We start from the raw sequence: 15,327 nt of genomic DNA on the forward strand, positions 1-15,327 counted from the left end.
GACGGATAGACGATGGGATGAAAGTCGAGTGACCGTTGGAATCATCGCGCAAATCATTCTGGTCATGTTGCTTTGGGCTGCCTGCTTCCCGCTGATAACCGTCGGCATTGAATTTGCCCCTCACCTGACATTCGCCACGCTGCGCGCGTTCCTGGCAGGCGCAGCGTTGATCATCGTCGCGCTTGCATTGCGGCAGCCCCTGCCCAAAAGTCGTCGAATCTGGACAATGTTGGCCATCGTTGGCGCAGGTGCCACCAGCCTGGGCTTCTTGGGGATGTTCCATGCCGCGGAATTCGTTTCCCCGGGCATCGCCACTGTAGTCGCCAACACCCAACCGCTGTTGGCGGCGGGTCTGGCGGGTATCATCCTCAAAGAACAGTTGACCGCGCTGGGCAAAGCAGGCCTTGCCTTGGGCTTTATGGGGATACTCGTCATCACTTCGCCCCAGATACTCACCGGCGGGCAAGAAAATTACATTCTAGGAGTAGCCTATATTGTCCTGGCTGCACTCGGCGTCACGGTCAGCAACGTTGTAATTAAACGAATTGCCGGAAACGTCGACGCCCTTATGGCAATGGGCCTCCAGTTGCTCATCGGCAGTGTTCCGCTCGCTATTGTCGCCTGGGCCACGGAGGAGCCAACAACGATCCGATGGACGTTGCCATTTGTAGGCGCGCTCCTTGTTCTCAGTCTGTTCGGGTCGGCGTTGGTATACTGGCTATGGTTCTCCGTGCTGGAGAAAGCGCCTCTCAACCGCGCGAACGCGTTCAGCTTCCTGATCCCGATTTTCGGCCTTGCAATGGGCGCTTTGTTTTACGGTGAGACCCTTGGCTGGATGCAGATCGCCGGCATTGTCCTTGCGATTCTTGGGGTCGTGTTGGTGACGCGCAGAGGGACTAAGCCGGCCAGAATGGCCGGATAAGGGCAACCGTGTTGGTTCGCTGCTGCCCGGCCTAGGTTCGCGCCCAGCTTCCACCACAGATTTCTCTCGACTTACCTTCGACCACGGCGGTTGCCCTCACTGAACTACTGTACCGTTACTCTTTATGGCTTTGATTTAGATCAATGCCGTTGCTCTCGATTCTCGCATTATGAGCCCGAAACTCGACCCCTATGGTGGGTTTTAGCGCAAGGCTGAGCGTGGGGTGTTGTTGTGCGTTGACCTAAGGCGCTCAGCCCGAAGATGTTTCCGGATCGCCCGATCTTGCCAACTCGGGCCGAGGTTTTGAGCATGACTGTAGCAGCACATAAGACGATTGAAACCGACCCACTTTCCGATGAGCTCGGCAACACGTCACGGCCGATGACGCCGGAAATAGAAATGGCACTCACCGACTATTATCACGAATTTCGTCGCTATCTCGTGCGTCGGGTCGGGGATTCGGTCACTGCGGAGGATGTGCTTCAAACTTTCTGCGTGCGAGTCATCAACAGCGGGACAGTACTTAGGAATAGCGAAAGTGTGGTCGCCTGGTTGTATACGGTGCTGCGCTCGGTGCTGACCGATCATTACCGCAGTGAGGCTGCACGGCGGCGCCGAAAAGACAGCTACATGCAAGACCAGATGGTATTGGGCGATGGCCAGATAGATCTTGCGAACGAGAAAAGCGTTTGCAGCTGTCTTCGAGAGCTTGTGCCGGGGTTGCGCCCGGACTATGCAGAGATTCTTGAACGGATCGATCTGTCGGATGAACCGCGTGAACGAGCCGCAGCTGATCTTGGGATCACACCATCGAATGCGAGAGTGCGCCTGCATCGGGCGCGCCAAGCACTGCGTGTTTCTCTAGCAGCGTTCTGCACCGATTGCTCCGAAGGTAGATTTGACGACTGCACCTGTGAATCAATGCGCAACGGCAAGAGCTGTAGTTTGTAACTATCACAAAGTTCTACAACTGCCCTTCTATCGGCGGGCTGAACCGCGCCGGGTTTGCCGAAGGCTTTAACTCTCAAGAGGATGGAGCGATGAAAGAGAACGAACCCTTGCCGACATACTCAGGCTGAAGTGCGCGCGAGGTGGTGAGTCCAAATGATCTCGAAGCCTTCTCGACCGAGACCGACGCGGAATTCGGCGACGGGATATGCAACTGTCTCCCCACAGCCTCCTTGTCCACGCTCAGGCCAGAATGCGCCGACTTGATGTCGCGCGTAGAGCTGTTGGGAGATTCGCGGAATTGTGCGGCAGCGCCTCGGCGCCGACTTGAAGAATGTCGCTGTGAGGCTGCATCACGACCAAGCAAGCACTGGAAAAGCAGCAGCAGGGGGTTTGTTTGTGCCTGATCTGCCCGATCCATGGTTTCCTCGACTGCCGCTGTGAAGAGACGGATTGTGCACGGGGCCGGCAGGTGGGCTGAAGCTGTAACGGCGGGCAAGTCGTTCCGTCTGTAAGTCCAGATGGTTGTGCCTTCGGGTCACCATAGCGATCCGATGTCCGACGCTGCACCGGTTGCGCCCCCTCCACCCCTACAGCGTCTTTCATCCCAACCAAGGAGACCGGAGATGACAGATTCACGGCCGATGATACCTTCCAGCACGATGCGTTTGCCGGGTTTGAAAGCTCTCGCCATAGCCGCGGGCCTCACCGTCCTCACCGCGGCAGGTGCATTGGCGGCCCAGCATGGAGCAAAGCCACAGCAAGGCCAATCCCAGCAGATGCAGCAGCAGATGCAAGGCGGGCCGTCCTTCGAGCGCATGCAGGAGATGATGCAGCAGGCCCGCGAGACAACAGACCCCGCCGAGCGCCGTCAGCTCACGCGCCAGCACATGCAGATGATGGTCGAGAAGATGCAGGCGATGCACGGCATGATGGGGAACATGCCCATGCAGGGCCAGATGGGCGGCCGGATGTCGGGCGATCAGGGATCCGGCAGTCAGGGCATGGGCATGTCCGGGGACATGTCGGGCGATATGTCCGAACGGATGCAGCAGATGATGGGGCGCATGCAAGAGCAGCAGGGCATGATGCAGCAGATGATGCAACAGATGCTCGAACAGCAGCGCATGATGATGGAGATGGACGAAGACCGCTAACGTCTGGAAGGCGGCTGCCGCATCCTGGATGCGGCAGCCGCCCCCAAGGAGAGAAAGGGACGGTTCTGTGATGCTGATGCAGTTCGACTTCGTCTGTAACGGTCCCTTCGGCCAGGACACGGCCGAGGCGATGGACGGGCTGGCGCCCGCCATCGAAAACCTCAACGCCAAGCTGTTCGACGTGCACCGTCCCCTGAGCGAAATCACCAAAGGACCAATGTGAACGAAGGGCAGGACACACGACCCAATCCACCCTGGCCCCGCATCATCGCCGGTCTGGCGGTGTTGGCCGTCTTCCTCGCGACCGTCCTTGTGTTATGGCGCATCGGCATACTGGACCGCCTGCGCGACGGCGCAGCGCTTGAGCAGGCTGTGATGCAATTCGGCCCGCTCGGTCCCTTTTTGATCATCGGCCTGATGACCGTCGCCATTGTCATGAGCCCGATTCCAAGCGCGCCGATCGCGCTCGCCTCCGGCGCGGCCTACGGCCATTACTGGGGCGCGTTCTACGTTGCCATTGGCTCCGAGATCGGCGCCCTAACCGCTTTTGGCGTCGCGCGCCTCATCGGATACGACGCACTCAAGGCATGGCTCGGCACGCGGCTGTCGATGGGTGTCCTGCACCGCTTCATCACGTCCCAGAACGCCCTCATGGCGGTCGTGTTCGCGACACGGCTCATGCCGTTCCTGTCCTTCGACATCATCAGCTACGCCGCCGGTCTGACGCCGCTCAGGACTTGGCGCTTTGCCGTTGCGACCCTGTTCGGTATCATCCCGGCGAGCTTCCTGCTCGCGCATTTCGGAGATGAGCTCGCCTCCGGTGACTGGCGGCGTGCCGGGTTAACGGTGCTCGCCCTTGGGCTCATAACCCTGCTTCCTCTTGCCTGGAAGACTGCTCCGGCGCGCTACCGACTAGCTCTGAAGCGCTTATTAAAGCTTGGATAAGCGAGGAACCCCGCGTCGCAATAGCAGTTCTGGCGGTATGTCAGCGTGAATCCCAACGTGACTTGCTTGTGCAACCTCGCCAAGCCGCATTAGTCGGCCCGATTTTACAGAACACAACCTTGCCATGCGTAGGCGACATCAACACCTATGGCGCCATCGCGCCATGAGCAAAAGTTCCAGAAATACCGAACACTCCTCCTCCGAGTATGGCTACAGCTTGATTTTTAGTGGTTCCCATATGGTACCCGATCGCATTTCCGGACTATAGCTTGAGAGTCGAAAAGCTCGCTAGCGTGCTGTACTAGCGGGCTTAATTTGGTTGCAGGGGCAGAAAGCCACCGGCAGCCAAACTCGCTAGTCGTGGCCGTATGATGGCAGCAAGCCATCCTCCGTAGGATGAAGGACACCGCTCTAATCGGTGCCACGGTGGACAAGAACCTTCTCATGCGGACAACGCATCCACGATCGGACATTCCGGTACGTCGCCGCCATCGCACTTCGCCGCCATGTCCTTGAGCACGCGCTCCATGCGCCTGAGATCGGCAATCTTGCGGCGGATGTCGGCGATGTGGGCCAGCGTCATCTCCTGTACCTCTCCACAGCTGTAGTCGCCACCATCAACGAGCCGCAGCAGTGCGCGGATCTCGTCGAGCGAGAAGCCCAGTTCTCGGCTCCGGCGGATGAAGGCGAGCCGCTTGAGATGCGCGGTTTCATAAATCCGCTGTCCGCCGGCGGTGCGCGGCGGCTTGGGCATGATGCCGATCCGCTCGTAGTAGCGGATCGTCTCGATGTTGACCCCGGTATGTTTCGAGATCGTTCCGATTCCATAACTGGCGGTCGTCATCTCATTGTCCTGTCTCACCATTTTCTCCCTTGAACCTGTAGCGACTACAGCTCCTATCTTAACATGGCAAGACCGAACTGGTGAGGACCAAGCCAATGGCTCGAGCGGACGAAACGGCGGTCGGCGCAATGGAAATCGGGCAGGAGACGGAAGCCGCTCAACGGCGCACCGGCTGGGCGGCCGCCGGCGGCGTTCTCGGTGCCGTCAGCGCGTCGTCCTGCTGCATCCTGCCGTTGGTGCTATTCAGCCTCGGGGCCGGCGGCGCCTGGATCGGCAACCTGACGGCGCTGGCGCCCTATCAGCCGATCTTCATAGCCATCACCCTCGGCTTCCTCGGGTACGGTTTCTACGCCGTCTACTGGAGACCGAGAAAAGCCTGTGCCGAAGGCGCGGCGTGCGCGCGCCCCCTCCCGGGCCGCACCGTCAAGGCCGCCCTTTGGGTCGCGACGGCACTGGTCGCCGCCGCGGTTGCTTTTCCCTACGTCGCACCAACACTGCTTGGCGTTTGAATTGAAGGAGGTCCGACGGATGGTTCGCGCGCTTTTCGCTGCCTTGGTCCTTACAAGCCTCTTTGTCGGTACGGCGGCCATCGCCGCCCAACGGACGGTGACGCTCGCCGTCGACGGCATGACGTGCGCGAGCTGCCCCTACATCGTGAAACAGTCACTATCCCGCGTGCCGGGCGTCGAGCGGGTCGAGGTCTCGTACGCGGACAAGCGGGCCGTCGTAACCTTCGACGACTCGAAAACCGACGTTGCTGCGCTGACGAAGGCCACCGCCAGCGTCGGCTTTCCCTCCGAGCTCGCGGAGTAACGCGATGGCGCTGGACGACCGCAAAGTGCTCGTCACGGGTGTCGTCGGCTCCGTCATCGCGGCGATCTGCTGCTTCACGCCAGTGCTCGTCGTGGTGCTCGGCGCCGCCGGGCTCGCGGCTTGGCTCGGCTGGATCGACTACGTGCTGCTGCCCGCGCTCGCACTATTCCTCGGAATCACGGCCTACGGCCTCTATCTGCGCCGCTGCCGCGTGAAAGCCGCGGCCGCCGGAACATCGACCACGGAGCATTCGACATGACCCTGATGACCGACGACTGCTGCACCACCGGCCAGACCGGACGCCGCGGCACCTATGATCTCGCCGTGATCGGAGCGGGCTCGGCCGGCTTCTCGGCCGCGATCACGGCCGCCGAGCTGGGCGTACGGGTGGCGCTGATCGGCCACGGCACGATCGGCGGCACCTGCGTCAACGTCGGCTGCGTGCCGTCCAAGACCCTGATCCGGGCGGCGGAGACACTGCACCAGGCGCGCACGGCCGCGCGCTTCTCCGGCATCGAGGCCCGCGTCGGGCTTATCGACTGGTCCGCTACCGTCGCGCAGAAGGACGAGCTGGTGGGCGCGCTGCGTCAGGCGAAGTACACGGATCTGCTCGCGGCGTACGAAGGGATCACCTACGTCGAAGGACGGGCGCGGCTCGCCACTGACGGCGTCCTGGTCGAGGGAAAGCCGCTGCGGGCCGGCAAGGTGGTGATCACCACCGGGGCACGCCCTGCCCTGCCGTCGATCCCTGGCATAGAGGAAGTGTCCTACCTCACCAGCACCACGGCACTCGAGATCGAGAAGTTGCCGCGGTCCTTACTCATCGTCGGCGGCGGTTATATTGGCTGCGAACTGGCACAGCTCTTCGCGCGCGCCGGCGTCGCGGTGACGATCGCCTGCCGCCGCGGCCTGCTGCCGGAGGCCGAGCCGGAGATCGGTGCCGCGCTGACGGAATACTTCGAGATCGAAGGTATCAGGGTGAGAAGCGGCCTCGAATATCGCCAGATCCGCGAGACAGAGGCCGGCGTGGTCCTGAACGCGCTCGAGGACAGTGGCGAGGTGCGCCTCGAAGCCGAGCGGGTCCTGATCGCCAGTGGCCGGCGGCCCAATACGGAGGAGATGGGCCTCGCCGAGGCAGGCGTTGTCCTGTTACCGAACGGCGGCATCGAGGTCGACGACCGCCTGCGCACGACGAAGGCCGACATCTACGCCGCCGGCGACGTCACCGGCCGCGACCAGTTCGTCTACATGGCCGCCTACGGTGCCCGGATCGCGGCGGAGAACGCGCTCAACGGCGACAGCCGGCGCTACGACAACGCGGCGATGCCGGCTGTGGTGTTCACCGATCCCCAGGTCGCCAGCGTCGGCCTGACCGAGGCCGCGGCGGGCCAGGCCGGCCACCGGGTCAAGACCTCTCTCCTGTCGCTCGACCAGGTGCCGCGCGCGTTGGCAGCGCGCGACACGCGCGGCCTGATCAAGCTCGTGGCGGAGGAGGAGACGGACCGGCTGCTCGGCGCGCACATTCTCGCGCCCGAAGGCGCCGACAGCATCCAGACGGCCGTTCTCGCCATCAAGCAGGGGCTCACGGTTGCCGAGCTCGCGGAGACGATCTTCCCCTATCTCACCACCGTCGAGGGCCTGAAGCTCGCCGCCCAGACGTTCACGCGCGATGTCGCGAAGCTTTCCTGCTGCGCGGGGTAACGGGGGCCATGGAGACCGGCGACAAGGTCCCGGCGTTGCTCGGTGCGAAGGTGCTCTGCTGCGTCGCGCTGGTCCTCGCCGCCACCGGTGTCCTGGGAGGGTTCGGCGCCTGGCTGATCGACGGCCCGGGCCGGTGGCTCGTCGCCGGCCTGCTCGTCGCGACCATCGTGGCTCTCATGCTCGGGCACCGACAGGAGCGGACGAAGACGCGCCATCCCGGATGAGGCACCCTATATGAGGCGACAGGAACCTGCCGCTACGCGCCCCGTTTTCGACTTAGGACGAGAATAGGATGACCCAACGCTTCGACCTCGTGGTAATCGGCACCGGCACCGCCGCGAGCGGCGTGGCGAGCCGCTGTCGCAATGCTGGCTGGTCGGTGGCCATCGTCGACGAACGCCCCTTCGGCGGGACCTGCGCGTTGCGCGGCTGCGATCCCAAGAAGGTGCTGCGGCGGGCGGCCGAGGTGGTGGATGCCGCGCGGCTCATGAACGGACACGGCATCGCTGGTCCCGCCCCCACGGTGGATTGGCCCGCCCTCATGGCCTTCAAGCGGAGCTTCACCGATCCGGTCCCCGAGGCGCGGGAGAAGGCCTTCGCGGACAAGGGCATTGCCACCTTCAACGGCACGGCGCAGTTTATTGGCGAAAACACGATTTCCGTCGGCGAGGACCGGCTCGAAGCCCGATACATCGTGATCGCAAGCGGGGCGAAGCCGGTGCCGCTCTCCATGCCCGGCGCGGAGCACGTCATCACTAGCGACGACTTCCTCGAGCTGGCGGCTCTGCCGAAGCGCGTGCTTCTGATCGGCGGCGGGTACGTCTCCTTCGAGTTCGCCCATATCGCCGCACGCGCTGGTGCCGAGGTGGTCATGCTCGACCGGGGCGAACGGCCGCTTAAGGCGTTCGATCCCGACCTCGTCGAAATGCTGGTCGAGCGCACGCGGGCCCTCGGCATCACCTTCCGCGCCAAGGCCGAAGTGACGGCGATCGAGCAGGCGAACGGCGGGCTTGGCGTCATTGCCAGGATCGACAGGGCCGAAGAGCGGTTCGAGACGGCCCTCGTCGTGCACGGCGCCGGCCGGGCCGCGGCGATCAGCGCGCTGGCGCTCGACAAGGCGAACGTCAAAGGCAACGGTAAAGGCGTCGAGGTCAATGAGTATCTGCAGAGCATCACGAACCCGGTGGTCTATGCCGCCGGCGATGCCGCGGCGACGGCCGGGCCGCCGCTTACGCCGGTTGCCAGCGTGGAGGCCAAGGCGGTGGCCGCGAACCTGCTGGAAGGGAACCACGCCACGCCCGACTACACCGGTGTGCCGAGCGCCGTGTTCACCGTTCCCGAGTTGGTGCGCGTCGGCCTGACCGAAGCCGACGCAGCGGCACAGGGCTTCGACTTCGAATGCAAATTCTCGGACATGCGGGACTGGTTCTCCGTCCGCCGCGTCGGAGAAACCCACGCCGCGGCCAAGGTGCTGGTCGAAAACGGGTCCGGACGGATCCTTGGCGTGCACATCCTCGGGCCGGAAGCGAGCGAGACCATCAACCTCTTCGGCCTCGCCATGCGCACCGGTCTGAAGGCGGATGACCTCAAGGGCCTGGTCAGCGCCTATCCGTCGGCGGGGTCGGATATCGGCTCTCTGATCTGACGCCGCGCCCGTCATGGTCTGAGACAGGCGCAAAGCCTTCCGCGGCGCTGGAAGCGCTTCCCAGGCGGATGCAGCGTTCCTGATCGGCTTCCAGACGGAATAGCCACCGTTTCTCCTTTCCCGGCACGACTCCGATCCCTTGACTCTGTACCATGGTACGGAGCGTAGCCTGCAGTTAGCAATTGAGGTGAGAGACATGAATGGCATGACCATCAGCAGGGCCGCGCAGGCGGCCGGCGTTGGCGTGGAGACGGTCCGCTTCTACGAGCGCAAGGACCTGATCGAGCAGCCGCCGAAGCCCGCCGCCTCGGGATTTCGGAGCTATCCCGAGGAGACCATCGAGCGCATCCGGTTCATCCGGCAGGCGCAAGAGCTGGGCTTCTCGTTGCGCGAGGTTCGGGAGCTTCTGGAGCTGCGTGCCGATCCCGGGGCGGATGCAGCCGACGTCAGGGCTCGGGCTACGGCGAAGCTCGACGATGTGAACGAGAAAATGCGCCAGCTCCAGCGCATCGGACAGGCCTTGGAGGCACTGATCGCGTCTTGTCCCGGCCACGGCGAGCTCGGCTGCTGCTCGATCATGGAAGCCCTTGAAGGCCACGAAAAGGCGGACGTCGGGGCCACGCAAGCCGTTGATACAAAGCCAAGATCAGGATGACGGAGCTCCTCGCGCAGTTTCAGGCACTTCCGACGATCTCGCTAGCGGCGTTCGCCCTGGTGGCCGCGGCCGGCTTGCTCATGGGCGTGGCCCCGAGCTCGCTGCCGCTGGTTTCGGTGGTCGTCGGCTCCGTCGCCGGCCGCGGAACCGCGGAGGCCAAGCCGGCGAGTCGCCAGGGTCTCGTGTTCGCTGGTGGGTTCGTGCTCGGCATCGCCACAATCGACGCCGTCATGGGCGGGCTATTCGGACTCATTGGCGACGCGGTCATTCGGGCGCTCGCCGGCTCGCTTGTCATCACCAACTCAGTGCTGGCGGCGATACTCGTGGTAATGGGCCTCGCGCTCCTGCGGGTGATCTATGTGCCATGGCTGCGGCTGCAGGCGCGGCCGCGCGAGGTGACCTCGTTCGGCGGGGCCTATGCGCTGGGCATCCCGTTTGGGCTCTCCACCTGCCCCGCCTGCACACCGATGGTGCTGCCCGTCCTCGGCGCCGCCGCGGCAACCGGCGAGGCCTGGGTCGGCGCGGCGCTCCTGTTCACCTTCGGCATCGCGCGCGGCGTGCCGCTGCTGATCGCCGGGGCGGCGACCGGGGCAGCGATGCGCCTGCATCGCGCGGCGCTCTGGGCGCCCCGCATCGAGCGCGCCGGCGGTGTGCTGCTTCTGCTGGCGGCCCTTTACTTCCTCTACGAGGGCGCGGCGGCCGCCGGTGCGGTGCCGCCGCTGGCGTTCCTCCTCGCCGAAATGACGTAGAAAGGAAAACTTCCATGGACACGACGACCTTCAGGATCGACGGCATGCACTGCGACGGTTGTGCCGATCGCATCCGCACGCTTCTGGGCAAGGAGCCCGGTGTCCGCGAGGCGCGCGTTTCCTTCGCGGAAGGATCGGCGGCAGTCCGCTTTAACCCGCACACGGTGAGCGAGGCTCGGCTTCGCGAGATCATCGAGACGGGCGGCTTCCATGTGGTCGAGACGACGGCGTGACGGAGTTCGAGCTTCTGAACCTGGTGGTGCTGCCGGTCGGGCTCGGGTTGCTCGGTTTCGTCGAGCCGTGCTCGATCGGCTCGAGCCTCGTCTTCGTCAAGTACCTGGAGGGCAAGGGCCGGATCGCCAAGCTGTCGCAGGTCGCGGTCTTCGCGCTGACGCGGGGCGTCTTCATCGGTTTGCTCGGGGCGGCAGCGGCCGGGATCGGCACGGCCTTCCTCGGTTTCCAGAAAGCCGCCTGGATCGTGCTTGGCACGATCTATGCCATGATCGGCCTGTTCTACTTGGCGGGAAAGGCCGGGTTCCTGATGCGGACGATCGGACCGCGTCTCTCCGCCCTATCTGGCGGCAGAGGCTCCGCGACCCTCGGCCTGCTGTTCGGGCTCAACATCCCGGCCTGCGCGGCACCACTCATCTTTGCGCTGTTCGGCGCCGCGGCGGCGGGCGGCGCGGCCGGACGGCCGATTGCCAACGGATTCGTGTCGCTGGGACTGTTCGGCTTGGCGCTGTCGCTGCCGCTGGTGCTGGCCGCCGCGTTTCAGCCGGCACGCCGGGCGCTCGACTGGCTCGCCGGCCTGTCGCGCCGCCTTCCCTTCTGGACCGGCGTGGTGCTGATCATCCTCGGGGCGTGGTCGATCTGGTTCGGGTTGTTCGTGAACCTGGAGGACTGGACATGACGACATGCACCCGCGCTTTTCGCGCCACGGCCGTGGTTGCCGGCGGCCTGATGCTGGCTGCGACTTTCGGCTCTGGCTCCGTCAGAGCCGACGACGACGTCCATTACGGACCGGATACCGTCGACATCGCGGCCCATTGGGCGGCGCGCTCGACCCTCGCCAACGCGGTGATGTTCAGCGGCCTGGGCGAGCCGCTCTCGATCTCCATGTCGACGGCGGACGACATCCTGAAACACGCGGGCTATATCGCCCGACCGCCGATGCCCGACATGGCCACCGTCGGGACCGTTTATGCCGCCGGAAGCCCGGCGCTGAAACAGAAGCCCGACTTTTCGAAGTTGCAGACGTTGCGGTGGGATCCGGCGAGCTTCGACCGGACGCTGGAGCCGGCCGCCCAGGCCTGGGCGCTGATCAAGATCACCAGCCCGGCGTTCCACCTCAATTTCCATGACGACAAGGCGGACAGGCGCGTCGCCCTGATGATGCTGCCTCAGGCCCGGGCGCAGGCCGAGGTGCTGGCAGAGCGGCTTCTCACGGAGCAGGGCCTGTTCGCGGCCCGCTCTCCGGACGGCACCTTCGCCGAGCCCCGCGCCCGCGACCAGGCCGTGGTGCTGTGGGGTGTGTCCAACCTGATCCTCGCCGCGACGAGCGAGCGCGAGGACTACTGGCACACAGCCTACCGCGAGCTCGTCGACGCCGATGACTATCGCGACCTGTCGGACCGCGCCCTCGCGGCTGTCGAGCAGTTGCCGCCCGAGACCGCGGGGGACCGGGCCCTGGCGATCGAGGCGCTGGGCCGTTACGGGCTCGCCACGAACGACCAGAAACGCCGCAAAAAAGCCCTGGCGCTGGCACGTCGCCACGCAGACGCGTTGCAAAAGATCCAGGACCCGTCCTTGGAAGACGCCGCGCTTGCCGTTTACGGCCTCGTCGAGGCCGGCCGGCTGCTACCGGACGATGGGTTCGCGACGGCGGCGGCCACCACATTCGAGACCGAGCTGCTGCCGAAGTGGGACGACCGGCTCGGCGCGTTCCGCACGGGCGAGCCCGTCAGCTACACGCCGTCCACCACGGCCGCCGTCGTGGCAGCGCTGAACGCGATGCGCTGGCACGGCTCGGGCGATCTCGCGATGGACGCGAACCGCATTTACCCGAGGTTCCTGGAAACCGTTCTGGTCGAAGCGGGCCTGCAGCTCGCGAGCCCGCTGCCGCTGGTCCCGGCCCGGTACCGCGAGGGCCGACCCGATACGGCCTTCGCGCATCCAGCGCTGCCGACACCGGAGAAAGCCGGCCTCGCACCGGTCTTCGCCGGCGAGGTCGTATACGAGGACGGGACGTGGCGCGTCTCCGATCGCCGCTTCCGGACGGCCGACGCGATGTTCCTCGCCAACATGCTGGTGATGCCGCACGAGGGACAGGCCGACGCGTTCCTGGCCGCGGACCGGCTCGAGAGCCTCGACAGATAGGAGCAGGATATGGCTGAAGCCGTCGCGCAACAGGCACAGGACCGGGGCGTCGAAAGCCTGCAACTCAAGATCGGGGGCATGAGCTGCTCGTTCTGCACGAACGCGATCGAGCGTGGGCTCGGCCGCGAGAAGGGCATCGAGGAGGTGCATGTCTCCCTCGCCCACGAAGAGGCCCTGGTGCGATTCCGGTCGGACGAGACCGACGAGACGCGGATCAAGGACACGTTGCGCGCCCTCGGCTTCATCGTCCGCGACCCGCGCAAGGTCGGCGCCTTCGACGAGCAGCTCGACCTCAGGCGCAGGGAGCGCAACGACCTGATCTCGGCGGCGAGCCTCGCCCTCGTCCTGTTCGGGGCGATGGTCGCCATGTGGCTCGACCTCTGGCGGATGCAGGACTGGCACGCCTGGACGGCGTGGGCGTTCGCCACTTACGTCTTCGCCTGGAACGGCCGGCGCATCGTCCGCATGGCCTGGGGCGCCGCGTGGCGCGGCATCACCAACCAGCACGTGCTGCTCTCGGTGGGCGCTATCGGCGCCTATATCGGCGGCCTCCTCGGGGCGCCGCTGCCGTTCCTCGGCTGGTACGGCTTCGTCGGCTTCCCGCCCGTCGACTTCTTCGGCGTGGTGGTGTTCCTGACCACCTATCACCTGCTGTCGGGCTACGTCTCGCTCGTGGTGCGCACCAAGGCGTCGGAAAGCGTGCGTCGGCTCCTGGAGATGCAGCCGCCGACCGCCCGGGTGGTCCGCGACGGCCGGGAAGAGGATGTCGCGATCGATGAGATCGTCGTCGACGATCTCGTGCGCGTGCGTCCGGGCGACCGGATCCCGGTGGACGGCACGGTGGAGGACGGAACCTCCGCGGTCGACCAGTCGATCGTCACGGGCGAGCCGATCCCCGAGGAGAAGAAACAGGGCGACGAGGTGATCGGCGGCAGCGTCAATCAAACCGGCACCCTGCTCGTTCGCGTCACGCGCACCGGCGACGACAGCTTCCTGCGCCAGATCGCGCGCCACGTGGAGGAGGCCAAGGCGATGAAGCCCGGCATCATCGTGCTGGTCGACCGGGTGCTGCTCTTCTACGTGCCGGCGGTGCTCGGAATCTCGGCGGCGGCACTGCTGTTCTGGGGTTTCGCGCCGCTGGCCTGGGGCAATGCGATGCAATGGGTCACGGCGATCTACGCCGCGGTCACGGTGCTCGTGATGGGCTATCCCTGCGCGCTGGGCATGGCGACGCCGCTGGCGCTGATCCGCGGCGGCGGCATGGCGGCCGAGCGCGGCATCCTGATGCGCTCGGGCGAGGCCTTCCAGATCCTCAAGGACATCACCCACGTCGTGCTCGACAAGACCGGCACGATCACCGAGGGCAAGCCGCGGCTCGTCGCCGTGGAGGCAGTCGGCGAGCTGGGGCGCGACGAAGTCCTGCGCCTGGCCGCCGCCACCGAGGCGGTCTCGGAGCACCCGCTCGCCCGCGCCATTGTCGATGCGGCCGACGAGCTGGGGCTCGACCTGCCGGACGCGCACGACTTCCAGGCGACTGCCGGACAGGGCGTCGAAGCGACCGTCGAAGGACACACGATCCTGGTCGGCACGCCCCGCTTCCTGCGCGCGCGCGATATCGACGTCGCGCCGGCCGAGGAACGGCTCGACCGGCACGAGGCGCAGGCGCATACGGCTGTGCTCGTCGGCATCGACGGGACGGTCGCCGGCGTGATCGCCATCGCCGACGCGGTCAAGCCGGACGCCGGGGACGCGATCGCGGAGCTCAAGCGTCGGGCTATCGTGCCGGTGATGCTGACCGGCGACAACCAACGCACTGCCCGGGCCGTCGCCGGTCAGGTCGGTATCGAAGAGGTCCATGCCCAGATCGTGCCGCAGGACAAGGCGGCACGGGTCCGCACGCTCCAGGAGCAGGGCGCACAGGTCGCCATGGTCGGCGACGGCATCAACGACGCGCCGGCCCTGATGCAGGCGCATGTCGGCATCGCCATCGGCGCGGGCACCGACATCGCGATCGAGTCCTCCGACATCGTGCTGATCGGCGAGCGCCTCGGCGCCGTGCCCGAGGCGATCACGATCGGCGGTATGAGCTATCGCAAAACGGTGCAGAACCTTTGGCTCGCGTTCTTCTTCAACGGCGTCGGCGTGCCGCTCGCGGCCACCGGGGTCGTGCACCCCTCCTGGGCCATGGCCGCCATGGCGGCCAGCGTCACCCTCGTGCTCGCCAACTCGTTCGGCGGTCGGGTGTTCACGCGCAGCAAGGCGCAGACCGATCATGTGCCGGAACGCCCGAGCTCGGGCCCACCGAAGGAAGCTGGTTTAGCCCAGGCCGATGGGGCGCTCACCCTTTCTGTGCCGAGCATCCACTGCCAGGGCTGCGTCGAGACCATCGAGGCCAACCTGCGGCTCGAGCCGGGGATCGGTCGTATCGAGGGGGACGTGAGATCAAAGACGCTCCGCGTCACCTACAACGACTCCGACACCTCCCCGGACACGATCGAGGCCGCCGTCACAAGGCTGGGGCACAGGGTGGAGAAGCGGTCCGCTTGACGGGCGAAGGTTGAACCTCCTCCTA

16 protein-coding genes are annotated in these 15,327 nt (G+C 65.4%); 15 read left to right on the forward strand and 1 reads right to left on the reverse strand.

All coding sequences use genetic code 11. From position 1 onward, the window contains the following. Positions 1 to 28: 28 nt before the first annotated feature. From TEF_15900 to TEF_15910, 3 genes are all read left to right on the forward strand, one after another. On the forward strand, positions 29 to 922 hold the full coding sequence (locus TEF_15900) for a transporter (GenBank protein ANK82107.1): 894 nt from the start codon (positions 29 to 31) through the stop codon (positions 920 to 922). Positions 923 to 2,514: 1,592 nt separating this feature from the next. Continuing rightward, positions 2,515 to 3,027: a hypothetical protein gene (locus TEF_15905; protein ANK82108.1), complete on the forward strand. Its 513-nt coding sequence runs from the start codon at positions 2,515 to 2,517 to the stop codon at positions 3,025 to 3,027. A gap of 264 nt (positions 3,028 to 3,291) precedes the next feature. Beyond that, positions 3,292 to 3,972 carry a hypothetical protein gene (locus TEF_15910; GenBank protein ID ANK83543.1) on the forward strand — a complete coding sequence of 227 codons (681 nt, stop codon included), beginning with the start codon at positions 3,292 to 3,294 and terminating at the stop codon, positions 3,970 to 3,972. 442 nt (positions 3,973 to 4,414) lie between these two features. On the opposite strand, the gene TEF_15915 is transcribed toward TEF_15910, so the two are convergent. Next, a complete protein-coding gene (locus TEF_15915) occupies positions 4,415 to 4,837 on the reverse strand; it encodes a transcriptional regulator (GenBank protein ANK82109.1) in 423 nt (140 codons plus the stop codon). Between the two features lie 107 nt (positions 4,838 to 4,944). On the opposite strand from TEF_15915, the gene TEF_15920 reads away from it, so the two are divergent. The 12 genes from TEF_15920 to TEF_15975 all read left to right on the forward strand — a co-directional run bounded on the left by TEF_15920 (position 4,945) and on the right by TEF_15975 (position 15,302). Next, positions 4,945 to 5,325 carry a mercury transporter MerT gene (locus TEF_15920; GenBank protein ANK83544.1) on the forward strand — a complete coding sequence of 127 codons (381 nt, stop codon included), beginning with the start codon at positions 4,945 to 4,947 and terminating at the stop codon, positions 5,323 to 5,325. Positions 5,326 to 5,344: 19 nt separating this feature from the next. Then, positions 5,345 to 5,629: a mercuric transport protein periplasmic component gene (locus TEF_15925; protein ID ANK82110.1), complete on the forward strand. Its 285-nt coding sequence runs from the start codon at positions 5,345 to 5,347 to the stop codon at positions 5,627 to 5,629. Between the two features lie 4 nt (positions 5,630 to 5,633). After that, positions 5,634 to 5,888: a transporter gene (locus TEF_15930; GenBank protein ANK82111.1), complete on the forward strand. Its 255-nt coding sequence runs from the start codon at positions 5,634 to 5,636 to the stop codon at positions 5,886 to 5,888. Next, entirely contained in the window at positions 5,885 to 7,330 is a 1,446-nt protein-coding gene (locus TEF_15935; protein ID ANK82112.1) for a mercury(II) reductase, read from the forward strand. Before TEF_15930 ends, TEF_15935 begins: the two co-directional genes overlap by 4 nt. A gap of 8 nt (positions 7,331 to 7,338) precedes the next feature. Then, a complete protein-coding gene (locus TEF_15940) occupies positions 7,339 to 7,554 on the forward strand; it encodes a hypothetical protein (protein ANK82113.1) in 216 nt (71 codons plus the stop codon). 68 nt (positions 7,555 to 7,622) lie between these two features. Continuing rightward, entirely contained in the window at positions 7,623 to 8,975 is a 1,353-nt protein-coding gene (locus TEF_15945; GenBank protein ID ANK82114.1) for a pyridine nucleotide-disulfide oxidoreductase, read from the forward strand. A 196-nt stretch (positions 8,976 to 9,171) separates the two neighbouring features. Next, positions 9,172 to 9,630 carry a heavy metal-responsive transcriptional regulator gene (locus TEF_15950; protein ANK82115.1) on the forward strand — a complete coding sequence of 153 codons (459 nt, stop codon included), beginning with the start codon at positions 9,172 to 9,174 and terminating at the stop codon, positions 9,628 to 9,630. Further along, the gene (locus TEF_15955; GenBank protein ANK82116.1) at positions 9,627 to 10,379 is read left to right on the forward strand and encodes a cytochrome C biogenesis protein; all 753 of its coding nucleotides are present in this window, start codon (positions 9,627 to 9,629) and stop codon (positions 10,377 to 10,379) included. The genes TEF_15950 and TEF_15955 overlap by 4 nt, the downstream gene beginning before the upstream one ends. Positions 10,380 to 10,393: 14 nt before the next feature. Further along, entirely contained in the window at positions 10,394 to 10,612 is a 219-nt protein-coding gene (locus TEF_15960) for a cation transporter (GenBank protein ID ANK82117.1), read from the forward strand. Then, positions 10,609 to 11,289, forward strand: a complete 681-nt coding sequence (locus TEF_15965; GenBank protein ID ANK82118.1) for a hypothetical protein — start codon at positions 10,609 to 10,611, stop codon at positions 11,287 to 11,289. The genes TEF_15960 and TEF_15965 overlap by 4 nt, the downstream gene beginning before the upstream one ends. After that, positions 11,286 to 12,755: a hypothetical protein gene (locus TEF_15970; protein ID ANK82119.1), complete on the forward strand. Its 1,470-nt coding sequence runs from the start codon at positions 11,286 to 11,288 to the stop codon at positions 12,753 to 12,755. The genes TEF_15965 and TEF_15970 overlap by 4 nt, the downstream gene beginning before the upstream one ends. A gap of 9 nt (positions 12,756 to 12,764) precedes the next feature. Then, positions 12,765 to 15,302 carry a copper-translocating P-type ATPase gene (locus TEF_15975; protein ANK82120.1) on the forward strand — a complete coding sequence of 846 codons (2,538 nt, stop codon included), beginning with the start codon at positions 12,765 to 12,767 and terminating at the stop codon, positions 15,300 to 15,302. Positions 15,303 to 15,327 lie beyond the last annotated feature (25 nt).

Source organism: Rhizobiales bacterium NRL2, from assembly GCA_001664005.1.
In the GTDB taxonomy this organism is placed as follows: domain Bacteria; phylum Pseudomonadota; class Alphaproteobacteria; order Minwuiales; family Minwuiaceae; genus Minwuia.